This is a genomic window from Selenomonadales bacterium (genome assembly GCA_018335585.1).
Classification (GTDB): domain Bacteria; phylum Bacillota; class UBA994; order UBA994; family UBA994; genus UBA994.
On the sequence record JAGXRZ010000020.1, the window covers coordinates 162,644 to 184,318 of the forward strand.

Below are 21,675 nucleotides of genomic sequence, written 5' to 3' on the forward strand. Positions count from 1 at the left end.
CCTATGCTCCTGCTATCTCCGATACTTTAACGGCAAGGACTTTTGACACGCCCTCTTCTCGCATTGTAACACCGTACAGCATATCTGCGGCCATCATCGTGCCGCGGGTATGGGTAATCATGAGAAACTGCGTATTCGCGCACAGCTCGCGCAGCACGGCAATTAGCCTCTCCACATTGGCCTCGTCAAGCGGCGCGTCAATTTCGTCTAGCACGCAAAACGGCGTGGGCTTAACCTTAAGCACCGCACAGAGCAAGGACAGCGCTACGAGCGCGCGCTCGCCGCCGGATAGCAGGGTAATGCTTTGGAGGCGCTTGCCAGGTGGTTGAACGTCGACTTCGATGCCCGATTCAAGCGGGCGCCCGGGTTCGCTAAGGTATATCCTGGCTGTGGCACCGCCGAAGAGCCGCGCCGCAACGTCGCTGAACGCCTTTTGAATCGAGCTAAACCCGGCCAAGAATCTCTCGCCCATCACCTGGTCTAACTCGGCCATAACCCCCCGCAGATGCTGTTCTGCCTGACGACAATCATCTTGCTCGCGCGCGAGGAAACTAATGCGCTCACCGAGCCGCTCACTCTCCGCAATCGCCGCAACGCGCACCGGTCCAAGCTCTGCTAGTGCCTTGTCTAGCTCGGCGATTCGCGTTTCCGCCTCGCTCCGGCTTGAGAGCGTGCTGCTTAGACCTTCCGCACAAGGGTACTTTTGCTTGAGCTTAGCCTTAAGGAAATCCTCCTCGGCGGCAACCCTCTCTAAGCGCAGTTCGATGTTGTGCACCTTCTGGCGGGCGCTGTTAAGCTCGTTTTGCAGCCGAACCAGAGTGGACTGCAAGTTCGCCTGTAGCGCTGTATGCTGGGCCTGTCGCGCGCGTCCGTCTTCTACTTGCGCCGTTAGCGCCTCTACCCGACTCAGCAGGTCGCTAATCTCAGCCCGAAGCGCCTGCATGCGTTCTGTTAGGTTCTTCTCTGTGAGTGCGACTTCTGCTACTTCTCGCTCTGCTTCTTTTTGGCGCTCACACGCCGACTCTAGGCTCTCCTTACGCTCCGCGACCTGTAGCGCGGCTAACGCTACCTGTGATTCCAGGCGGGCAATTTCAACCGCTAACTCGAGGCGCCGCAGAGATGTTTTGGCGTGCATCTCGGAGAGCTCTGCCTCAATGCGGAGCGCTTCCTCCCTTGCCGCAGCCAACTCCACAAGTTCCACACGCAGGTTTTCTGATTCGGCAGCCACGCGTTGGCATTCGTCCTTGTGGTGCGACACGTCTTCGCTACACACTCGGGCCGCATCCGCTAGAAACCACTGCTCCTCCGCGAGCCGCGCACTTGCCTGCTGGAGCTGCCGCTCTTCGCTTTCTAGGCGTAGAACTTCGTCTAATAGTTTGCGTACACTTGCCGCTACTTGCTCTGCTTGCCTACGCACTTCCGCCAGCTCCGTGGCGATAGCTTGACCCCGCGAGCGATTCTCTTCCCAGATGTTCGCGGCACTCTCTAGCTCACGGCGACGCGACAATAGCCAGGCCTGACGTTCGGGGCGACTGCCACCGGTTATCGAGCCTCCCGGCATAACAACATCGCCGTCAAGCGTCACGATGCGCCACGTGTAGCCGGTGAGTCCGGCTACTTGGGATGCACATTCGAGGGTATCGCAGACTAGGACGTTACCTAGCGTGTGTCTGACCACAGGCGAAAGCGCGGCAGGGCATTTCACTAGTTCTACCGCGCGGCCAATGCACCCAGACACAGCGGCCGCCCGCGCCGGCAACTCCCGCGCGTCCCGCGGCCGTAAGGTGTCAAGTGGATAAAAGGTGGCGCGGCCTTGTCCTTTGTCTTTGAGCACAGCAATGGCTCGCTTGGCTGTAGCCTCGGTATCCGTGACGATGTCGCCTACCTGTGCGCCTAGCGCGACCTCGATAGCGACTTCATACCGCTCCTCCGTACTGATGAGCTTGCCAAGTGCGCCCATAACTCCGTTCATGTTCATGCCTAACACGTAGCGCGCTCCGCGGCTTAGCCCATCCTGCTGCCGCTCACTAGCCTCGAGGGCGCGCAGGCGAGCGTGTGCGCCTTGGCCTTCGGCTTCCACGCGCATGCGCTCTCGCTCGAGGGCGGTCGCTTGGCCCTCAAGCTTCCTGGCCTGCGCTAGGGCGTCCGTGTGTCTGTCCTTAGCCTGTGCGAGTGCTAGCGTAAGGGTTTGACGCTCCTGCTCCCGCTTTTGCTGCTCTAGACTCAGGCGTTCTAACTTGCCAAGCAGAGCGGCGTGCTGTTCTGACTTGCCAGAGAGCGATTCCGCCAAGACCTGCGCTTGCTTTTCGCGCTCGGCTATTGCCCCGCGCACCTCATGGATGCGCTCCTCTACTCTGTTTAGGTCGGTTGCCTGCCCTCTCTCACCGCTAGCTCTTTGCTCTGCAGCATCAGGCAAATCCTGCTTGGCGGCAGTTTTTTCACTTAGGCTTTGTGCATAGCCACGGAGCTCGTCTTCCGCCTGCGACAGGTCTTGTGCGAGTTTGTCCTCTTCGCGCCGAAGTCGTTCTTGCAGCGACGTGACTTGCTGTAAGCGAGAAAGTGCGCGCGCGTGCTCTGCCGTCGTGTCTGCTAACCGCTCACTGCGCTGCTCGCGTAGCAGGGTGTGCTGCAGAAGATCGCGCTCAGCGTCTCGTAGCGCTGCCAAATCGACACTCGCGGCTAGTGAGCTACCGGCTTGTTCTGCTTCGTGCAAATTCAGGCGCGACTCAAGGTGGGTGACCTCGTCGCATACGCGCTCTCGTTGCCCTTGCAGCATTTGTCGCTGCCGCTCGGCTAGGGCTACTTCGTACAACAATAGTTCTCTTTCGTATGTGTCGCGCTCCTGCGTCAGGTCAAGGTAGTGCTTAGCGCGCTTTGCTTCCCCTACGAGCGGTTCGAGCTGCGATTCTAGCTCCCATGCAATATCTTGAATGCGGCGCAAGTTGGAAGCTGTGTCACTTAAGCGCGCCTCTGTTTCTTTCTTGCGCAGCTTATACCGGGAAATGCCCGTGGCTTCTTCGAATATTACGCGGCGGTTGCGCGGGTCGGCGCTAAGTATTTCTTCAATGCGGCCCTGACCGACAAAGGAATAGGACTCCTTGCCGATGCCGGTGTCAAGAAACATCTCAGCGATGTCCCGCAGCCTACAGAGCTTGCGATTAATGAAATACTCGGCCTCACCGGAACGATACACGCGGCGGGTGATAGCCACTTCGCTGATGTCTAGCGGCAACCGCCTACTGCTGTTGTCGAAGATAAGCGTCACTTCGGCCAGTCCGACGCCTTTGCGCTTGGCTGTCCCACAAAAGATGACGTCATCCATGCGCGTGCCGCGCAAGAGCTTGGCAGACTGCTCGCCGAGCACCCATTTTACGGCCTCGGCCAGATTACTTTTGCCGCTCCCATTAGGCCCGACAACAGCGGTGAGTCCTTCGCCTAGCTCAAACTCAGTTCTATCGGCAAAAGACTTAAACCCGCTGATCTCGATGCGTTTCATCCTCATAGCGTCGCCCCCTCACCCATTCATTGTAGCAAAATCTACAGGAAACCACACGCGACAAAACACCTGCTGCCGCGCAGCAGGTGTGTGTCTACACCAGAGTCTATTTCGGCTCTACGATGAAGCGAATAGCTGTGCGCTCCTCCCCTTCGATATAGATGTCGGCAAAAGCGGGCGTGGTCACCAGATTAAGGCCGTTCGCTGCGACAAATCCTCTGCAGATGGCGATAGCTTTCACCGCCTGGTTGACTGCTCCTGCTCCCACCGCTTGCAGTTCCGCAGTGCCCCGTTCCCTGAGCACAGCCGCCAACGCACCGGCGACGGATTTTGGACTTGAGTTGGCCGAAACTTTCAATACATCCAACTGCATCTCCCCCTCTACTGCGCTTAAAGCACCCTTGGGTTAGCCACAGTTATCTATATGCTTTTTAGGCGGCAGTCTTGCTTAGCTAGACGCGAAGATTTCGCAGTGCTTCTGCCGCCGCCGCTTGTTCGGCCTGTTTCTTGCTCTTTCCTTCCCCAAGACCGACGGCGCGCCCCGCCACAGATACACTCACGCGGAAAGTGCGGTCGTGGTCAGGTCCGCTGTAACCGAGTAGCGTGTAGCTCACCGCCTCGGGCGCATACTCCTGCAGAGTAGTCTTGGCGTCCATAAAAGCTACAGGGTCGCTGGTATTATCCAGCATGTCGGCGTAGAACAGCTGAAACAACTCCTCCGCACGGAACAGCCCGCCAGAAAGGAAGGCCGCACCTAGGAGCGCTTCGACACAACCGGCGAGAATCCTCGGCTTGGCTCTGCCGTTGCTAGCTTGGGCGCTCCGTCCCAGGAAGACAACGCTCTGCAGGTCAAACGAGCGGGCGATAGAAGCGAGCGCGGCCTCACAGACGAGGCTCGCGCGCAACTTGCTTAGCTGCCCCTCAGGCAACGCCGGAAACTTTTTGTACAGATGCGTGCTGCAGACCAAAGACAGCACGGAGTCACCTAAGAACTCCAAACGTTCGTTGTCGATGCTCCCGGGGTTCTCGTTGGCATACGAAACGTGAGTCAGAGCCTGCCTCACAAGCTGCTCACTCTCTTCCGAAAAACCGAGCCGTTTAGCTAGCGACCGCATGCTGCCCACTAGTTGTGCTTCACCTCAAATATGTCTCTCAATGTACCGTACAGCGTCGCTCACGGTTACGATTTGCGCTACCTCATCGTCGTCAAGCGTAATGTCTAGCTCCTGCTCTAGTCCCATGGCAATCTCGATGAGATTTATGGAGTCGGCACCGAGGTCAGCCCGAAAGCGCGAGCTCAGTTCGACTTTGCTTGGGTCTAAGCGCAAGATTCGGGCTGTAACCGCGCGCACGCGCGCGAAAATGTCCTCCATAAGTCCTCCCTACTTGGGCACTACGACGAGACCGACAGCACCCGGTCCGGCGTGCACCCCAATGACTGGTCCTATCACGTTTACCAGTAGGCTATCTACGCGGTACGCTTTCTCAAGCAGAGCTTTCAGTTCCTCCGCGCGTTCCGGGCAATTGCCATGCATAATCGCCGCTTGCACTGCGCGGCCGTGCGGGACAAACTCCCCGGCCGCATCGACCATGCTCTGTAATACTTTACTCATCTTCCCCCTGATTTTAGCGTGCGGCGCGACTGCCCCATCTGCAAATCGCAGCACTGGGTGAACATTAAGCAAGGTGCCCAGGAGTGCGCTAGCCTTGCCAATGCGGCCGTTACGCCGCAGGTACTCGAGTGTATCGACCGAAATGAGGAGCGTCTGTCGCTCACAAATGCGCTTTGCGGCTGCCAATATTTCAGGCAAATCTTGGCCGGCGTTGCGCGCTTCGGCCGCAGCGACTACAGCCAGACCGAGACCGAGTGAGGCACTCCTCGTGTCTAGCACGGCAACGCTTGTAGTAGATACTATGTCGCGCGCCATCACCGCCGACTGGTATGTACCCGACACTCCCGCAGATATGTGTAGGGAGAGAACTTCGTCGTAGTCTTTTAGCAACCGCTCGTAGACCGCCGTAAAGTCCCCCGGCGAGGGCTGCGACGTACGGGGGTGAAACTGGCTCTTAGGGAGCATTTCAAAGAAGCTTTGGCTAGTGATGTCTACTCCGTCGAGGTAGTTTGTCTCGCCGAAGACGACATTTAGTGGGACAACGTGGATGTCTAGCTGTTTTTGCACCAGAGCTGGGATGTCGGCAGTGCTGTCAGTAACGATGGCAACCTTCTTTACTGGCATAATCATCATCCTTTCACTTTTGGTGTTATGTCGGCAACAGCGGCCGCGATGTTCTTAACAACTCCCTGCTCCACAAACCGCGCCGCCTGCAGCAACCCGTTCTTAATTGCCGTCTCTTGTGAAGAGCCATGGCACTTAACTAAAACGCCATTGATGCCCAGTAACGGTGCTCCGCCGTATTCGGAGTAATCGAACTGCTTCTTAAAGCCTCGCAGGCTTGGCTTAAGCAGCAAGGCTCCAAGCTTGCTCCGCCAATCGCGCATACAGTAGTCCTTGAGCATGGCGGCAAAAGTCGCCGCCGTTCCCTCGAGCGCCTTAAGCAGGACATTGCCGGTAAAGCCGTCGCACACAACTACGTCTACCTGCCCCGCAAGGAGTTCTCTCGCCTCAATGTTCCCCACAAAGTTTATGCCGGCGTGCCGTAGCAAGGGAAAAGCTTCTTTGGTAACCTGATTTCCCTTACCTTCTTCTAAGCCGACGTTAAGCAGAGCGACCTGTGCGTTCTCGCGACGCAACACTTTGGACGCGTATAGCGCACCCATGATACCGTACTGCAGCAGATGTTCCGGCTTTGCGTCCATGTTCGCCCCGGCGTCTAGGAGCACTACGCCGCGCCCATTGCGCGTGGGTATAAGCGGCGCTAACGCCGGCCGGTCAATGCCCGGCAGCCTGCCTACCAGAAGAAGGCCTGCCGCCATAAAAGCGCCGGTGTTCCCTGCGGTGACTACCGCATCAACTTGTCCTCTGCGCAGCAAGTCCGACGCTACTACCAGCGAGGACTGCTTCTTACGCCTTACAGCCAGGCTAGGGCTGTCAAGGTCGGTGATCACCTCGGTAGCGTCCGCGACTTCGATGCGGTGCGCTAACCCTCTCTCTACAATCTGCGGCTTAAGAGTAGCCTCCGGGCCCACCAACACCACGGTAAAATCCCGCTCCCGCGCCGCATCTATTGCCGCAGCGACAATCGCGTGGGGAGCGTGGTCGCCGCCAAGCGCGTCGACTGCTATACGCAAATAAAACACCTCGCCTCTTACGTTATTTTAGTATACTGCATCACAAAATATCGCTCAACACATTTTTGTGCACACTCTGTATACAAAACAAAAAAGGCGACTTTATCGCCTTTGTTTGTCTGCTTTACTTTGCCGCCTGAGCGACTACAGCCTTGTTCTTGTAGTATCCGCATGCAGTACAAATGCGATGAGGGAGCTTGGCCTCATGACACTGTGGGCAAGATACTAAGCCGGGAGAGGTTAATTTCCAATTGGCCCGACGTTTGTCGCGACGAGCTTTAGATGTCTTTCTTTTCGGTAGTGCCATCTCTAACACCTCCTTTATCATGCAGCAGACGTCCTAAGACCGCTAGACGTGGGTCGACTTCGCGGTGATCGCAAGCGCATTCGGCTTCGTTGCGGTTTACTCCGCAAGTAGGACAAAGGCCAAGGCAGTTGCTCGCGCACAGCACTCGCACAGGCAAGTGCTCCATCAATAGGGCCGACCCGTATTCTGCTAAATTAACTATACGACCTGCGTCCTCTAGGAAAGAAGAGGCGAGGAAGTCTGCCGTCTCATCATTAGACCCGCACAACGGCCACTCGTCCGTCACCGTTACGGAGAGGTCTGTTATCGCGTCTGTCAGACAACGCGCGCAAGGTGACTGCAGCCGCACACAGAGAGCCGCCTCCACTTCGACTTTGCTTCCTTCTCTCTGCAAATGCAAACTTACCTGCGGAGGAGAAAGCGGCACAAAGTCGGTCCCCTGCAGTTCTAAAGGGGCCATGGATAAGGCAACCTCAAACTCGCGCGGTGAAGCCGCCTCACAGAGCTCGGCAACCATAACCTTCATGTCCAACACCTCATAGATTATACACAGTGTGTGTAGTAGCGTCAATTCTTAGTGAGAGAGAACGAGCTCCTTCGTGTCGCGGGCAATAATCAGCTCTTCGTTGGTCGGGATTAGCAGCACCTTTACTTTCGCACCTGGCGTGCTTAAGTCTACTTCTTTGCCGCGAACTTTGTTCTTCGCAAGGTCAAGCTCCACGCCCATAAACCCAAGGAACTTACACACGTGCTCCCTGACTTCAGGTGAGTTCTCACCAAGACCTGCCGTAAACACAATGGCGTCTACGCTCCCAAGCGCTGCGGCGTATGCGCCGACGTACTTGCGCACGCGATAGTAGTACATGTCAAGTGCTAACTGGGCCTGTTCATTTCCCTTGGCGGCAGCATCTTCGATCACGCGAAAATCGCTGCTGACTTCCGAAATGCCCATAACGCCGCACTTCTTGTTCAAGAAGTTGCTGACTTGTTCGCTGTTCATTTTCTCTTTTTCCATGAGGAAGGGGACGACAGCAGGGTCGAGGTCTCCCGAGCGGGTGCCCATAATAAGTCCTTCTAACGGCGTGAAGCCCATACTGGTATCGATAGATTTTCCGCCGTCGATAGCCGCTACAGATGCACCGTTGCCAAGGTGACAGGTGATGACCTTCGCTTCTTCGATCGGCTTGCCAAGCATCACAGTTGCGCGCTCGGAAACATAGCGGTGCGAGGTGCCGTGAAAGCCATAGCGCCTGAGGCCATACTTTCTGTAAAGCTCAAGTGGCAGACCGTAGAGATACGCAGTCTGTGGCATCGTCTGGTGAAAAGCCGTATCAAAAACTGCTACATTCTGGACTCTTGGCATCAGCTTTGCGCATACCTCAATCCCCATTATGTTAGGCGGATTGTGTAAGGGGGCAAGCTCAATGCACTGACGGAGAGCCTGCATCACGTCCTCATCAATCAGGACCGAACCGGCATACTTTTCGCCCGCATGTACTACGCGATGCCCGACAGCCTCGATTTCATCCATGCTCTTGACGACCCCGTGTTGTGGGTCAAGCAGTGTGTCAATCACAAGGCCAATCGCGACCTCGTGGTTGTGCATGTCGCGCTCCACAACTATGCTTTCCCCCTCACCGCGACGATGCTTAAGGAAGCTCCCCGGCAGGCCAATCTTCTCCACTAGGCCTTTCGCTAATACGGATTCGTCCGACATGTCAAAGACCTGATACTTGAGCGAAGAGCTACCGCAGTTGATAACGAGTATTTTCACTTAACGCAACCTCCCTTTGATGTAAAGACCGATATCATTATAGCGTGAAGTTCGTCACTTGTCGCTAGCTGAGAGGGCGAACGGAGTCTAGGTATCCCACACGCCACATATACTTTACAGCGAAAGGTGGGATGCTAGTTGCGTAAACGCGGGCTTTGGTCGCGCGGCCGACCTTACCTTGCCGCGTCGGTGGCCATTGCCCTTACCGTTACCACCATGCTTTACCCCGAGGAGGCCTTTGCCTCGGCGCTCGGCGGGCTCAGAGTGTGGTGGGACATAGTGTTCCCTGCTTTGCTGCCTTTCTTTATTCTGTCGGAAATTTTAATGGGTCTAGGCGTAGTCTCCATGATGGGAGTATTACTTGAGCCGCTGATGCGGCCGCTGTTTAATGTGCCCGGGGTGGGCTCGTTTGTCATGGCTATGGGGCTTGCTTCCGGGTACCCCATAGGCGCGATTCTCACCGCTAAGCTTAGGCGCCAGCGCGCATGTACGCAAGTAGAAGCCGAGCGCCTTTTGTCGTTCACCAACACAGCAGACCCGCTGTTTATGTTTGGCGCAGTAGCCGTAGGTATGTTTGCGGACGCGAGACTAGGTTCTGTGCTTGCTTTGGCTCATTACTTGTCTAGCCTCACCGTTGGCTTCATCATGCGCTTCTATCGACGCTCAACGACGGTGACAGTAGACAACATGCCTTCCGGCCCACTGCTTCTACGCGCCCTGCGCGCGCTCCCACGCGCTCGCCGACAAGATGGACGGCCGCTCGGGCAGCTGTTTGGTGATGCCGTGCGCAACTCCGTCACCAGTCTCCTAAACATCGGCGGGTTCATTATTTTGTTTTCAGTGATTATTCGCATGGCCACCATCGTAGGCTTAGTTGATTTACTGGCGGCAGCAATAGCTTTTCCGCTAGCAGTGATAGGTATATCGAGCGCGCTATCGCCAAGCGTTGTCTCCGGCTTCTTTGAAATAACAATCGGGACGGAGCTCTGTGCGAGTGCAGGTGCACCTCTGCTACAGCGTGTAGCCCTAGCGGGCGCAATCATCGCTTGGAGCGGGCTCTCTGTACACGGGCAAGTCGCAAGCATTCTGCACGATACAGATATCCGCATCGGACCATATGTAGTGGCACGATTTGTGCATGCTGTCTTAGCGTTTATCTATACTGTACTTCTGTGGAACGTAAGTGGGGGATTGCTCGGCGCCACTCTGCCGGTGCTCTTGACTGTACCTACCGGAACACCAAGCTTCGCGCTACAGCGCATGGCTTTTGCCGGTGTCCGAGCCCTAGCCTTCATCGGCATTGCGCTCGTTTTGTCGGCGATTGTTGTCGGCTTATGCAGACTCAGGATACGGGGGTGGCGGCCAAAAACTTAGCGCGCAGGCCGGCGGCAACTACCGGCTGTACCAGTTCATCCACGGAACCACCTAGGCGGGCTACTTCCTTAACCAAAGAAGAAGACAGATAGGAATAGCGGTTGTTCGTCATCATAAAAAGCGTTTCCACCCCGTCGTCGAGTGTACGGTTCATAAGCGCCATCTGAAACTCATACTCAAAGTCCGAGACCGCGCGCAAACCCTTGATGATTATCTGCGCCCGCTCGCTCTGCATGAAGTGTACTAAGAGACCGGGATGCTCTGTGATGACCACATTAGGGATGTCCCGTGTAACCTCCTGCAAGAGTGCAATACGCTCCTCGACGGAGAAAAGTGTGTTCTTACTTTGGTTACTCATGACGACTACACTCAGGCGGTCAAATATCTTAGCGGCGCGCAGAATGATGTCTAGATGGCCGTTTGTTACAGGGTCGAAACTGCCGGGGTATACAGCTCTAATCACGTCTATTTCCTCCCGCCCATAAATAATGGGACATAACGGTCTGACCATAGTCTTTTTCCTTGTGCAACGTAAGCCCTCCGGCGTCGGTCGGCAGCGACTCCTTTGCGAAGTGCTCGATGATCAGCACGCCGCCTGGAGCAAGCAGTCTATTACCGTCAACTAGTGCCAGGACTTGCGCGCCAAGCAAGTCTCCGTAGGGGGGGTCAGCAAAGATGATGTCGAATTGCTGGCCGAAAAGCCTTGGCAGGACTTTGTCATAAGAGCCAACACAAACCGAAAGTGTTTCTCTGGCAATGCCTAGACTATCGCGATTTCTCGCGATAAGGGCAGCGGCGCGCGGTGATTGCTCGACGGCGACAACTAGCTTAGCGCCGCGCGATATCGCCTCAATCCCCATGGCCCCGGTTCCTGCAAACACATCAAGAAAGCGAGCGTCCGGCACTAACTCACCTAAGCTAGAGAAGACCGCGCCGCGCGCTTTGTCAGATGTGGGGCGAATAGCAAGCTTATCTTCCATTACGATGCGTCGCCCCCGGTACATGCCCGCAATGATTCGAATAGACCTCACCTCTACGATAGCCAATATTCCCCTACCAAGAGCTCCTCACTATTGTACATTAGAGCAACCTGCTTGTCGCTAGTCAGGGCATACGAAAGGCGGACCGGAACGGTCCGCCTTTAAGTTACATCCAACTAACGCAGGGTGCCGCCACGGCCTGCCAGAGAACGCTCTGCCATTTCAATCATCTTGCGTACCATATGACCACCGATAGCCCCGGTATCGCGGGTGGTCATGGTTCCCCAATAGCCGTCATTAGGAGTCTGGATGCCAAGCTCAGAAGCCACTTCATACTTGAACTGCTCCATCGCGTTCTTGGCTTGCGGAACGACTATTTGATTGCTAGTAGTGTCGCTGCCTCTCGCCACGTTGATTGCACCTCCTTAAGCTTTATTTAAGCAGGCAAATTCGTGAGATGAATTTGTAACCTAGGCAAATTCATGACCTGCTTGAGCTTAGTATGTGCTGGAGCTTGTTCTCTATACTTAGGAAAAACTTCCTCGCAAATTGGATATCTACTCCACGGAAAGAATATAGTAGTAAACTGGCTGTCCGCCGGTAAAAAATTCAAGTTCGCAATTGGGGAATTTCGCCTTAATGCTCTCAACCAGAGACTTGGCATAAGCTTCATCAGTCTCGGCACCCGCAAAAAGCGAAATCACGCCGTCGTCATCCGTAACCATATTGGCTAGCAGCGCAAGCGCAACCTCGTTTACATCCGTGCCCACCGTGTCAATGCCTTTGTCGCTCAGGCCAAGGATGTCGCCTTCGGCAATCTCTCCGACATCCCCGTTGTACGATTTTACCGCATATGTTACGAGGCCTGTTTTGACTCCGCTCATGCGCCGATGCATGGCTCTCGCTACGCGCTCAAGCTCGGTTGCGTCAGCCTCATAGGAAAGCATAGCGGCGAGACCCTGCGGAACGGTGCGGCTCGCCACCACGGCCACCTCTTTATTCGTAACTTCTTTGACCTGCGAGGCCGCTAAGATTACGTTCTTGTTGTTTGGCAGGATGACGGCTCGCTCGCAGGCGAGGCTGTTGACGGCAGCGGCTAGGTCCTCAGTGCTCGGATTCATGGTTTGCCCGCCAGACACGACGACATCTGCGCCTAGACTTAAGAAGACCTCACGCAAACCATCGCCCGCCGCAACGGCCACCACGCCGATGGATTTGTCACTGCCCGGACGCGCGACCTTCAGCCCTTCCTCTGCCCAGGCAGTGTGTGCGTGCTGTTCCTTCATGTTTTCGATTTTTATGCCGCTGAGCTCACCGTGTTCAAGTGCGAGCTCCATCACTGTCCCGGGATGATTAGTATGGATATGCACCTTGATAACACCCTCGTCTCCGACAACCAGCAGCGAATCGCCGTAGGCCTCGAGGCCAGGGCGCAGCATATGGTCTTCGACGCGCGGGTGCAGAATCAGGAACTCGGTACAATACTGGAACTCAATTTCCGTGGGTGCAAAATGGGCCTGCTCGGGTACAAGGGTTAGCTTGGGTGCTTCTATAGCCACCGGGGCTTCGAGTTCTTGCCCCAGCAGAGCCTGGAGGAAGCCGCGGTAGATATAAACTAAACCTTGGCCACCGGCGTCGACTACGCCTGCCTTTTTTAGTACCGGTAGCATTTCAGGTGTACGCACCAGCGTCTTTTCGGCCTGCTCAATTACCGCCTGCATTACCTTGGCAATGTCCTGCTCAGTGCGCGCCTTTGCCTGAGCGGCGCGCGCGGCATCGCGCGCTACGGTGAGAATCGTTCCTTCTACGGGCCTACCGACGGCCTTGTACGCCGTTTCTACTCCTGCCATTAACGCTAGCGCAAAGTCTGTTCCCTGAAGTACCGTTTTTCGCTCCAAGGAACGGCTGAAACCGCGAAACAGCTGCGACAAGATGACGCCCGAGTTTCCGCGCGCTCCCATCAGCGACCCGGAAGCCACCACTTGAGCTACCGCGGCACAAGTATCAAGATTAGGTTTGTCAAGCGCACGTACGACCGCCTGCAAGGTAAGGTGCATGTTTGTGCCGGTGTCCCCATCAGGAACTGGGAAGACATTCAAAGCGTCTACTGCCTGTTTGTTGGCCTCTAGGTTCTTCGCGCCAAGCAGGAACATGTTTCGCAGGAGGATTGCATCTATCTGCTTTGGTGTCACAACATTCATCCTCCTAGTACTTCTCGTTTACGCGCACGCCTTGCACATTGACATTGACTTGCTCTACCGTCAAGTCGACTAGCGTTTCGACTACGTACCTTACTTTCTCCATGATGTTTGTCGCAACTTCGGAAATCTTGGTGCCGTACCCGACAATAATGTACAGGTCAATAACCACGCGGTTCCCGCTGATATGCACTTCTACGCCGCGAGATAAATTCTCCTTGCCCAACAGCTCAATAAAGCCGTCGCGAATGCGGCTGCGCGAGCACATACCTACTAGGCCATAGCATTCTAAAGCAGCTACGCCGGCTACTGTAGCAATAGCTTCTGCAGTAATGACTATCTTGCCATATTCTGTCAGCACAATCTGACTCACTATGTTTCCTCCTTCTTTCCTGCGTACAGTCATCTCTTATTCGTCTTGGTCTGTAATATTCCTGTCGCCGCCATCCTTGCCAGTGTAGTTTAGTATGTGATAGAATTACTCCCGTGAAAAGGAGGTGCGGCAACCATGCATACGTGTCAGGTCTGCAACAAACGTAAGTCTTCCGGAAACAAACTAAACTACAAGGGAACTCAGTTGACTAAACGCACCAAGCGTACTCGCTTCCCAAACATCCAACGAGTGCGTGTTATTGCTGAAGGCAAGCCAACTAGGCTCAACGTGTGTACAACATGCCTCAAGTCTAACAAAGTCACTCGCGCCGTGTAAATGATAAAAACAGGCAACGCAAGACCCTCCTCTTGGTTCATCACCAGTAGGAGGGTCTATCGCTTGTCACTACCGCTTGCGGCGGCTTCGCCAAAACAGCTTTAGGATGCCCGCCAGCCACTTGGGAGGCTTATAGACGCGGACTCTCATTGCCCTCCCCCTAGCTCTCATAATATAGGTACCACCCAGCCCACACGCACAGCCCCCCCAGCACCAGTAGCCACAGCCAGCTCGGAATTATCCGGGAAATCAACAGCAGCCCGGCTAACGCAACCAAAACACCGCCCACACGACGCAAGGGGTTGTGGCAGTGAGTCCTGCGCAAGTCACACCCTCCTCTTTTGCTCATGCCTCAGTGTATGCGGGGAGCGCTAGGTGTGTGCAGCAAGCATACTCTCTGCAAAAGCGCGTCGGTCGGGGCTCCCGAAGAAAGAAACGCCTGCCACTAGGTGGGTCGCGCCGTGTGCGAGGCACAGCTTGCCGGTTTCTAGCGTTATGCCTCCGTCGACCTGGATAGTAATATCTTTCCCCTGCGCCAAGGAAAAGTCACGTACTGCGCTTATTTTTTCCAGAACGCTAGGGATAAATTTCTGCCCGCCAAACCCGGGATTTACCGTCATCAGCAGCACTGCGTCCAGGTCGGGCATAATGCACTTTAACACGTCTACGGGCGTAGCCGGGTTTAAGGCGACGCCTGCCTGTATGCCTAGTTCCTTGATGCGATAGACGAGACGGTGCAGATGGTACGTCGCCTCATAGTGCACGGTGATGAGTTCGGGGCCGGCTGCGGCAAAGTCTTCTACGTGTTTTTCCGGTTCGGCGACCATCAGGTGGCAGTCAAACTTAAGCTTCCCATGTCGCCTGACAGCGTGAGCCATGTTTACACCGTAGGAGATGTTTGGCACGAAGTTTCCGTCCATAACATCTACATGTACATGGCTTAAGCCTAGAGAGGCCACGCTGTCTAGCTCTTCGCAGAGAAACAGCAGGTCTGCCGCCAAGAGTGAGGGTGACAGCACTATCACTTGTATCGGCTCCTTTCCTGTTGCCTGACTTCTTCAAGGAGGGCCAAATAGCTCTTGTATCTCTCCGGAGCCATCGCTTTGCTTGGCAACAACTTCTCCTGCACGGCACAGCCCGGTTCACCTCGGTGCCTGCAATCACCGCCGAAACGGCAGTGCTCGCGCGCGCCATGCATTTCCGGGAAGTACTCGGCCAGATTATAGGTGGTAAGCCCCTCGGGTAAGTCTAGGCGGCTAAAACCCGGCGTATCGGCTACAAAAGCTTCGCACTCCGCGAGGTAGTGCAGCTCGACATGGCGCGTAGTGTGCCTGCCTTGCCGCGTCTTCGCGCTTACTTCTCCTACAGCTAGGTCAAGCTCCGGACACAGGAGCCGCACTAGGCTCGATTTGCCTACGCCTGACTGCCCGGCTAGGACAGATGTTTGTCCGCGTAGAACATCTAAGAGCTCGCTTGGGGCAGGAGCACACGTCAGTGACCCGAGAATCACTCGGTAACCCGCCTTCTCGTAGATACCCCGGAGTTCCTCGCGCTGGTGTAGATCCGTCTTGTTAAAGAAGACTACGCCTTTAAGCCCTAGCACCTCTGCCGCTACCAAAACCCTGTCTACCAGGATGAGATTCGGCTCGGGCGAGGTCATCGCCGCGACTACGACTACTTGCGATACGTTTGCGACTAGGGGGCGTTCCAACAGGTTACGGCGCGGCAGGATGCGCCCGACCACGCCCTCGCTCTCGTTAAGTGCGCTCACTTCCACGAGATCACCGACAACCGGCGTCTCCTCTGCCAGGCGCAGCTTGCCGCGGGCACGGCACCTAAGCAAAGCAGACTCTGTCTGAACGAAATAGTAACCGGCTAAGAGTCTTATGACCCGTCCCACCAAACGCTATATGCCCCCCTGCCCGACTATCTCATCGCGGTCGAGGCGCCCGTCAATCCGCACGATAAGCCTAAAAGGCGCGATACCGGATACCGGAATGCGTATTTCCCCGTCCTGGCGCCTGTGCACGCGGTCATATACGACACGCATGCCTTCGATATCTTCGACACTCACCTCAATGCGCGTGTGCTCCCCTAACTTATCAGCAGGAATAACGACTACAGTAGTCACTTGTCGACCGCGGCTTACAGTTATGGACACTTCCCCACCTACGGGAATGCGTTCCCCGGCCTCCGGGGTCTGAGCGATGACCCGTCCATACGGAACGGCCGCGTGAAATTCCCGTGTGACAGGGGTTCTTACAGAAAGGCCAACCTCCCGCAGGCGAGCCACAACCTCTTGTTCCGTCAGGCCTATGAGCTGCGGAGTAGGCACTTCGGCTACAGGCGGCCCTAGGCTGACGGAGATGTCGATGCGCTCGCCCCGCTCCGTCAAAGTGCCGGGACGCGGGTTTTGCTCAATAATGTGTTCCACCGGCACCGTCTCGTGCGTGCGTTCTGTCTTCTCCCCGAGCACAAATCCGTCGCGCGTGAGGGCAATCTCCGCGGCTAACAGCGTCATGCCGATTATGTTGGGCACTTTTACAAGTTCCGGGCCGCGGCTAGGTACTATCTCAACCGTGCGACCGACACGTACCGTGTGACCGCCCACAGGATTCTGACGCAACACGACGTTAGGTGGAACATCTGGGTTAGACTCGGCCTCTTTTATCGTGTGATTTAGACCTGCCTCGCGCAGCAACGCCGTCGCTTCTGCGAGCGTCTTTCCTACAATTTCAGGCACGGTCACCTCGGGACGAGGCCAGAAGGTGTAGAGCAATCCGGCAACCGTCGCGAGCATCGTCACCGCCATCACGGCAGAAATGACTGCCAGCCATGAGACTTTGCGCTTGCCCTGCTTCCCCACACTGTTCCTCCTCGAATCTTCCTCGCGCGCTGGGAACTCACTTGACGCTTCTACCCTCCCGCGCTGGCGTCCTGTCGTTATGGCCAAAAGGTCATCTAGCAATGCTTCCGCCGTCTGGTATCTATTGTCTTGCTCTTTGCGCAGGCACTTCATTACCACCGCTTCGAGTCTAGGGTCGATGTGCGGAGAAACTTCCCTTAGAGGTCGAGGGGTTTCCTGTAAGTGCTTTAACCCGATAGAGAAGACGTTATCGCCGGTAAAGGGTACGTCTCCCGTAAGCATCTCATACATTACGACGCCAAGCGCATAAATGTCTGAGCGTTCATTGGTATAACCGCCCCGCGCTTGCTCTGGAGACAAATAATGCACAGAACCCATCAGCGCACCCGTTTGCGTCAGAGTGGAGGACGTAATGGCGCGAGCAATGCCGAAGTCTGTCACCTTGGCCTGACCGTCTCGCGTCATCAAGATGTTCAGCGGTTTTATGTCTCTATGGATAACGCCGTGCTGATGAGCATGTCGCAGCGCTTCCGCTATTTGCAGGGCGATATCGACTGCCAGAGCGCTATCTAGAGTGCCACTGTCGACAATTAGTTCTTTGAGCGTCTTACCCTCGACGTACTCCATAACGATAAAGTGAGCATCTTGGTCTTGCCCTACATCATAGACGGCGACGATGTGGGGGTTTGAAAGACTGGCGGCAGCCTGTGCTTCGCGGCGGAACTTAGTCACAAAGTCGCCGTCGACGGTCATTTGCGTGTTGAGAACTTTAATAGCCACGGTGCGGTTCAGCAGGGCATCACGCCCCTTGTACACAAAAGCTGTTCCGCCACCGCCTAACCGCTCTCCTACTGCGTAGCGTCCCCCCAAAACCTTGCCGGTCATGTTCATACGCCGCCCTCGCTCGTAGCCAAGAGAATAGTCACGTTGTCTGGGGCGCCGCGCGAGAGTGCCGCGTCCATTAGATGCCTAATAGCCACGGCGCAGTCGGCAGAATCGCGCAGTACGGCTTCGATTTCTTTATCCGCCAGCACTACGGTCAAACCGTCGGAGCACAACAACAACACATCCGAAGCTTCAAGGGACACGCCTTGACAGTCAGTCACTAGCTCCTCGGAAACCCCCAAGGCACGGGTCAGGACATGGCGCTGCGGATGAAAACGCGCATCGCGGACGGAGATACCGCCATGGCGCATCAACTCCTCCACGACGGAATGGTCGTGAGTGAGTCGCGTCAGCGTCCCGTTCGCAAACTTGTACGCGCGGCTATCTCCCACGTGACAGATGTAGCTACACTCAGGGAGCATTAAAGCGGCCGTCAGGGTGGTGCCCATTCCCGCGTACTCTGCGTGACGCATGGCGGCTCCGTAGACTGCGGCATTGGCATGGGCAAAGCCCTGCTCTAGCGCCTCGGCCGGACTTAAGCTGCCGCCCCTAGTGCGCAGGTGAAGCGCAAGCTCTTCCACAGCCATACGACTGGCGACATCGCCTGCCAAATGACCTCCCATGCCGTCGGCGACAATGCAGAGAACAGCCTCGCGCCCGGCTAGAGTAACCTCTTCGCTCAATACGCAGTCTTGGTTTTCTGCCCGCACTTTGCCGCGATTAGTTTCCGACACTACCCTAAACAAGCTACCACCCCGCCAATTATTTTTGTAGCTTTCCGCGCAACTGCCCGCAGGCACCTCCTACCCGCGACCCTAAGCCCCGACGGACGGTGACCACAATGCCCTCACGCACCAATATTTCCTGAAACCTCCGCACGGACGCGGGCAAGGGCGACTCTAGAGCCGAGTTTGGCACCGCGTTATAGGGGATGAGGTTAACGTGAAAGTTGCCGCCGCGAATTTTCGCAACTAAGTCCCGGGCGTGACGTTCCTGGTCGTTAACACCCTTAATGAGGACATACTCGATTGTCACCCGGCGCTTTGTCGCCTCTGCATACCTGTGCATCGCGGCCAGCACGACGTTCACGGGATAGGTTTGAGCAACCGGCATAAGCGATTGCCTAAGTTCGTCTGTGGCGGCATTGAGGCTTACGGTGAGCGTAAGCGGCAACCCTTCGGCAGCCAAGCGCTCGATAGCCGGCACCAAGCCACAAGTAGATACCGTGATGCGCCGGGCACTTATGGAGCATAGTGAGCTGACGGCGATACGGATAAAGGCAAGGCTTTCGTCGTAGTTGTCGAGCGGTTCCCCCATCCCCATCAGGACAAGGTGGGTGATGCGCTCCCCTTTGGCGCGAAGGTGAGCGTTAGCCAGTAGCAGCTGCGACAACATCTCGTAACGCGTCAGGTTTCTCGCAAAGCCGCCTTTCGCCGTGGCACAGAATAAGCACCCCATCTTGCACCCAACTTGCGTGGATACACACAGCGTCAGACCGTGCCTGTAGCGCATAATAACTGCCTCGACGACCTGTGTGTCAAAAAGCTCTATGAGAAGCTTGGTCGTACCGCCATCTGCTTTCTCTGCGACGACTTTGGCTGCGAGCACGGGGACGCTTTGCGCTAAAAGCGAGTCGCGCAGGGACTTTGGCAGGTTAGACATCTGTGCATATTCGAGTACGCCCTGCTTAAACACCCATTCCTCTATCTGCTGCAAACGATACTGACGCTCTCCTAATGCTGTGAGCCAGGCAGCCTTCTCGGCCGGGGCCATTGAAATGAAATCCAAAGCCAAATTTCTACGCCTCCTGTCAAATTCCTGCACGCCGCAAGGCCGCAATATAGAATCCATCCATTCCGTCGCGGTGTGGCCAAAAATGGTAGCCGGGGCCATCCCCTCGCCTTGGCTCCCGCTTAAGTTTAAGTCGCCGCGGCAGCGTCTTTACTTCCGCAAAATCACCGTGCAGAGCCAAGAACTTCCCTACAACCTCTGTCGTTTCCTCGGGCTCGGTTGTGCAGACACTATACACTAATGTCCCGCCTCTGGCCACTAACTGCGCCGCAGACCGGAGCATTTCGCTTTGGTTGGCGGCAAGCTGCCTGATAGTATCGTCGCTATGTCTATAGCGCAAGTCCGGCTTATGCCGCAGCACGCCAAGACCCGAGCACGGCGCGTCTAACAGCACTTTCTCTACCTCGCCGGTAACGGCAAGCGCTTCGTGCGCCTCCCTGTGTATCGTCCGGATAGACCGGAGTCCAAGCCGTGTCGCGTTTTCAACTACCAGTTGCAGACGCTTGGCATTCCTGTCAAAAGCAAAGATTTCCCCTTCATCACCCATTAGCTCTGCAAGATGCGTTGTCTTGCCCCCCGGCGCGGCACACAAGTCTACCACCCGCTCACGCGGCGCGGGCGCCAAAAAGTGCCCGCACATCGCCGACGCTTCGCCCTGCACGGAGTAATATCCTCCTGTAAACAGCTCGTCCGCAAACGAGGGCGTAGGAGAGGGGTAGAGGATTTCCGGCACGTACTGCCCCGCTTCTACCGTAAAATCGCGCTCCAGCAGGCGCTCGCTGAGCTCATGCACACCGATGCGGGTAGCATTTACGCGGATGCTAAAGCGCGGCGGCAGGTTATTTGCGCGCATCAACCCTTCTGTTTCCTCCGCCCCTAGCTGCCGCACCCACCGTGCCACGAGAAACGGCGGATGTGAATAGCGCACGGAAAGATAATGCGTACAGTCCTCGGACTTTTCCGGCCAGATGAGCGCGTCCGCAGGTGCGAGGCGCCGCAAGACGGCATTCACCAAGCGCGCGGTTCCGATATGACCGAAGCGATGCGCCAGCTTTACGGCTTCGTTCACAGCCGCATGCGGTGGTATTTTGGCGAGGTACATTATCTGATAGGCACCTAGCCTAAGGATGTTTCTGATGGCTGCCGGCAGCGTGTCAATAGGTTTTCGCATCAGGCTGTTCAGCTGAAAGTCTATGGCTAACTGCATGCTCACCGTTCCGTAAACCAGCTGAACAAGCAGTGCCTTGTCGGCACTGCTTAGGGAATGGCTTAAGAATCTCTCCAGACTGAGATTTGTGTAGGCCCCGCTCTCGTCGACGGCGATAAGTGCTTTGAGTGCGAAGAGCCTAGGCGAAGCGCTAATCTCTGCGGCCACGGAGTAGCATCAAACGCAGCAGGTGAGCCAGCGAAACTGCGGTGGCGGCGAGATAAGTGTAGCCTGCGGCGCGCAACATATCGCGCACGGGGCCTTCTTCCTCGCGCGACACGTAGCCGCCTGCGGCTAACAGCTCCACAGCCCGACTGCTGGCGTTAAACTCCACCGGCAAGGTGATAAACTGAAAGAGCACTGCGGCCGAGAAGAAAATGATTCCCAGGTCCATTAACGCCGGCATGCTAAACAGGAACCCGGCGAAGAACAAGGGGAAGGCCAGATTCGAGCCAATGCCGGCCACAGGCAGCAGCGCCGTGCGCATGGCCAACGGCGCGTAGCCCTCGGCATGTTGCGCAGCGTGACTTGCCTCGTGTGCGGCAACTCCGAGCGCCGCAATGGAAGTGCCGTTGTACACGTGCTCTGAGAGCCGCACACGGCGTGTGCGCGGGTCGTAGTGGTCAGATAGCTGCCCACCCACGGCTTCGACAGCCACGTCGTCTAAGCCTGCCTGTCGCAACAGCTCGCGCGCTACCTGGGCCCCGGTCCGTCCTCCGCGCGAGCGCATGGCGCTATACTTCTGATAGGCACTCTTAATCTTTAGCTGCGCCAACATCGCTAACACCATAGCCACAAGAATCAGCCCCATACCTGGTCCGGCAATAAACATCTCTAA

At 56.2% G+C, this 21,675-nt stretch carries 23 protein-coding genes; 2 read left to right on the forward strand and 21 right to left on the reverse strand.

What is annotated here, in order from left to right; all coding sequences use genetic code 11:
• Position 1: 1 nt before the first annotated feature.
• The 9 genes from smc to KGZ66_03215 form a co-directional block, all read right to left on the reverse strand.
• Positions 2–3,502, reverse strand: coding sequence for a chromosome segregation protein SMC (gene smc, locus KGZ66_03175; protein MBS3984592.1), 3,501 nt, complete (start codon positions 3,500–3,502; stop codon positions 2–4).
• A gap of 100 nt (positions 3,503–3,602) precedes the next feature.
• Positions 3,603–3,863: a stage V sporulation protein S gene (locus KGZ66_03180; protein MBS3984593.1), complete on the reverse strand. Its 261-nt coding sequence runs from the start codon at positions 3,861–3,863 to the stop codon at positions 3,603–3,605.
• Between the two features lie 85 nt (positions 3,864–3,948).
• The gene (rnc, locus tag KGZ66_03185) at positions 3,949–4,620 is read right to left on the reverse strand and encodes a ribonuclease III (protein ID MBS3984594.1); all 672 of its coding nucleotides are present in this window, start codon (positions 4,618–4,620) and stop codon (positions 3,949–3,951) included.
• 15 nt (positions 4,621–4,635) lie between these two features.
• Positions 4,636–4,869, reverse strand: coding sequence for an acyl carrier protein (locus KGZ66_03190; protein ID MBS3984595.1), 234 nt, complete (start codon positions 4,867–4,869; stop codon positions 4,636–4,638).
• A gap of 9 nt (positions 4,870–4,878) precedes the next feature.
• A complete protein-coding gene (locus KGZ66_03195) occupies positions 4,879–5,733 on the reverse strand; it encodes a DegV family protein (protein ID MBS3984596.1) in 855 nt (284 codons plus the stop codon).
• A gap of 5 nt (positions 5,734–5,738) precedes the next feature.
• Positions 5,739–6,746, reverse strand: a complete 1,008-nt coding sequence (plsX, locus tag KGZ66_03200; GenBank protein MBS3984597.1) for a phosphate acyltransferase PlsX — start codon at positions 6,744–6,746, stop codon at positions 5,739–5,741.
• Between the two features lie 124 nt (positions 6,747–6,870).
• Complete coding sequence (gene rpmF, locus KGZ66_03205) at positions 6,871–7,053, reverse strand: 50S ribosomal protein L32 (protein MBS3984598.1); 183 nt, start codon at positions 7,051–7,053, stop codon at positions 6,871–6,873.
• On the reverse strand, positions 7,025–7,579 hold the full coding sequence (locus KGZ66_03210) for a DUF177 domain-containing protein (GenBank protein ID MBS3984599.1): 555 nt from the start codon (positions 7,577–7,579) through the stop codon (positions 7,025–7,027). Before KGZ66_03210 ends, rpmF begins: the two co-directional genes overlap by 29 nt.
• 48 nt (positions 7,580–7,627) lie before the next feature.
• Positions 7,628–8,827, reverse strand: a complete 1,200-nt coding sequence (locus KGZ66_03215) for an acetate kinase (protein MBS3984600.1) — start codon at positions 8,825–8,827, stop codon at positions 7,628–7,630.
• Positions 8,828–9,043: 216 nt separating this feature from the next.
• Between KGZ66_03215 and ylbJ the strand changes: the two genes are divergently transcribed.
• Positions 9,044–10,201, forward strand: a complete 1,158-nt coding sequence (gene ylbJ, locus KGZ66_03220; protein ID MBS3984601.1) for a sporulation integral membrane protein YlbJ — start codon at positions 9,044–9,046, stop codon at positions 10,199–10,201.
• On the opposite strand, the gene coaD is transcribed toward ylbJ, so the two are convergent.
• From coaD to KGZ66_03245, 5 genes are all read right to left on the reverse strand, one after another.
• Entirely contained in the window at positions 10,170–10,712 is a 543-nt protein-coding gene (gene coaD, locus KGZ66_03225) for a pantetheine-phosphate adenylyltransferase (GenBank protein ID MBS3984602.1), read from the reverse strand. The two genes, ylbJ and coaD, sit on opposite strands and share 32 nt — an antisense overlap.
• Entirely contained in the window at positions 10,657–11,247 is a 591-nt protein-coding gene (rsmD, locus tag KGZ66_03230; protein ID MBS3984603.1) for a 16S rRNA (guanine(966)-N(2))-methyltransferase RsmD, read from the reverse strand. The genes coaD and rsmD overlap by 56 nt, the downstream gene beginning before the upstream one ends.
• Before the next feature lie 110 nt (positions 11,248–11,357).
• Entirely contained in the window at positions 11,358–11,531 is a 174-nt protein-coding gene (locus KGZ66_03235; protein MBS3984604.1) for an alpha/beta-type small acid-soluble spore protein, read from the reverse strand.
• Positions 11,532–11,738: 207 nt separating this feature from the next.
• Positions 11,739–13,373, reverse strand: a complete 1,635-nt coding sequence (locus KGZ66_03240) for a DAK2 domain-containing protein (protein ID MBS3984605.1) — start codon at positions 13,371–13,373, stop codon at positions 11,739–11,741.
• A gap of 13 nt (positions 13,374–13,386) precedes the next feature.
• The gene (locus tag KGZ66_03245) at positions 13,387–13,785 is read right to left on the reverse strand and encodes an Asp23/Gls24 family envelope stress response protein (GenBank protein ID MBS3984606.1); all 399 of its coding nucleotides are present in this window, start codon (positions 13,783–13,785) and stop codon (positions 13,387–13,389) included.
• Positions 13,786–13,887: 102 nt separating this feature from the next.
• Here KGZ66_03245 and KGZ66_03250 point away from each other — a divergent pair, with 102 nt between their 5' ends.
• Positions 13,888–14,088 carry a 50S ribosomal protein L28 gene (locus KGZ66_03250; GenBank protein MBS3984607.1) on the forward strand — a complete coding sequence of 67 codons (201 nt, stop codon included), beginning with the start codon at positions 13,888–13,890 and terminating at the stop codon, positions 14,086–14,088.
• A 371-nt stretch (positions 14,089–14,459) separates the two neighbouring features.
• Here the strand turns inward: KGZ66_03250 and rpe are convergent, their stop codons facing one another.
• The 7 genes from rpe to KGZ66_03285 are packed head-to-tail and all read right to left on the reverse strand — an operon-like array spanning position 14,460 to position 21,669.
• A complete protein-coding gene (gene rpe, locus KGZ66_03255) occupies positions 14,460–15,113 on the reverse strand; it encodes a ribulose-phosphate 3-epimerase (GenBank protein ID MBS3984608.1) in 654 nt (217 codons plus the stop codon).
• Complete coding sequence (rsgA, locus tag KGZ66_03260; protein ID MBS3984609.1) at positions 15,110–15,991, reverse strand: ribosome small subunit-dependent GTPase A; 882 nt, start codon at positions 15,989–15,991, stop codon at positions 15,110–15,112. The genes rpe and rsgA overlap by 4 nt, the downstream gene beginning before the upstream one ends.
• A 3-nt stretch (positions 15,992–15,994) precedes the next feature.
• Positions 15,995–17,845: a protein kinase gene (locus KGZ66_03265; protein ID MBS3984610.1), complete on the reverse strand. Its 1,851-nt coding sequence runs from the start codon at positions 17,843–17,845 to the stop codon at positions 15,995–15,997.
• Positions 17,842–18,585, reverse strand: a complete 744-nt coding sequence (locus KGZ66_03270) for a Stp1/IreP family PP2C-type Ser/Thr phosphatase (protein MBS3984611.1) — start codon at positions 18,583–18,585, stop codon at positions 17,842–17,844. Before KGZ66_03270 ends, KGZ66_03265 begins: the two co-directional genes overlap by 4 nt.
• Positions 18,586–18,601: 16 nt before the next feature.
• Positions 18,602–19,633 carry a 23S rRNA (adenine(2503)-C(2))-methyltransferase RlmN gene (gene rlmN / locus KGZ66_03275; GenBank protein ID MBS3984612.1) on the reverse strand — a complete coding sequence of 344 codons (1,032 nt, stop codon included), beginning with the start codon at positions 19,631–19,633 and terminating at the stop codon, positions 18,602–18,604.
• Between the two features lie 16 nt (positions 19,634–19,649).
• The gene (gene rsmB / locus KGZ66_03280) at positions 19,650–21,005 is read right to left on the reverse strand and encodes a 16S rRNA (cytosine(967)-C(5))-methyltransferase RsmB (GenBank protein ID MBS3984613.1); all 1,356 of its coding nucleotides are present in this window, start codon (positions 21,003–21,005) and stop codon (positions 19,650–19,652) included.
• Entirely contained in the window at positions 20,989–21,669 is a 681-nt protein-coding gene (locus tag KGZ66_03285) for a zinc metallopeptidase (GenBank protein MBS3984614.1), read from the reverse strand. Before KGZ66_03285 ends, rsmB begins: the two co-directional genes overlap by 17 nt.
• Positions 21,670–21,675: the final 6 nt, after the last annotated feature.

Coding starts and splice junctions, on each gene's coding strand:
- KGZ66_03195 (MBS3984596.1), bottom strand. CDS start 5,733: ATGCCAGTAAAGAAGGTTGCCATCGTTACTGACAGCACTGCCGACATC.
- KGZ66_03285 (MBS3984614.1), bottom strand. CDS start 21,669: ATGTTTATTGCCGGACCAGGTATGGGGCTGATTCTTGTGGCTATGGTG.
- KGZ66_03245 (MBS3984606.1), bottom strand. CDS start 13,785: ATGACTGTACGCAGGAAAGAAGGAGGAAACATAGTGAGTCAGATTGTG.
- KGZ66_03250 (MBS3984607.1), top strand. CDS start 13,888: ATGCATACGTGTCAGGTCTGCAACAAACGTAAGTCTTCCGGAAACAAA.
- smc (MBS3984592.1), bottom strand. CDS start 3,502: ATGAGGATGAAACGCATCGAGATCAGCGGGTTTAAGTCTTTTGCCGAT.
- KGZ66_03210 (MBS3984599.1), bottom strand. CDS start 7,579: ATGAAGGTTATGGTTGCCGAGCTCTGTGAGGCGGCTTCACCGCGCGAG.
- rpmF (MBS3984598.1), bottom strand. CDS start 7,053: ATGGCACTACCGAAAAGAAAGACATCTAAAGCTCGTCGCGACAAACGT.
- ylbJ (MBS3984601.1), top strand. CDS start 9,044: ATGCTTTACCCCGAGGAGGCCTTTGCCTCGGCGCTCGGCGGGCTCAGA.
- KGZ66_03235 (MBS3984604.1), bottom strand. CDS start 11,531: ATGGAGCAGTTCAAGTATGAAGTGGCTTCTGAGCTTGGCATCCAGACT.
- KGZ66_03190 (MBS3984595.1), bottom strand. CDS start 4,869: ATGGAGGACATTTTCGCGCGCGTGCGCGCGGTTACAGCCCGAATCTTG.
- KGZ66_03265 (MBS3984610.1), bottom strand. CDS start 17,845: ATGAACATGACCGGCAAGGTTTTGGGGGGACGCTACGCAGTAGGAGAG.
- coaD (MBS3984602.1), bottom strand. CDS start 10,712: ATGGTCAGACCGTTATGTCCCATTATTTATGGGCGGGAGGAAATAGAC.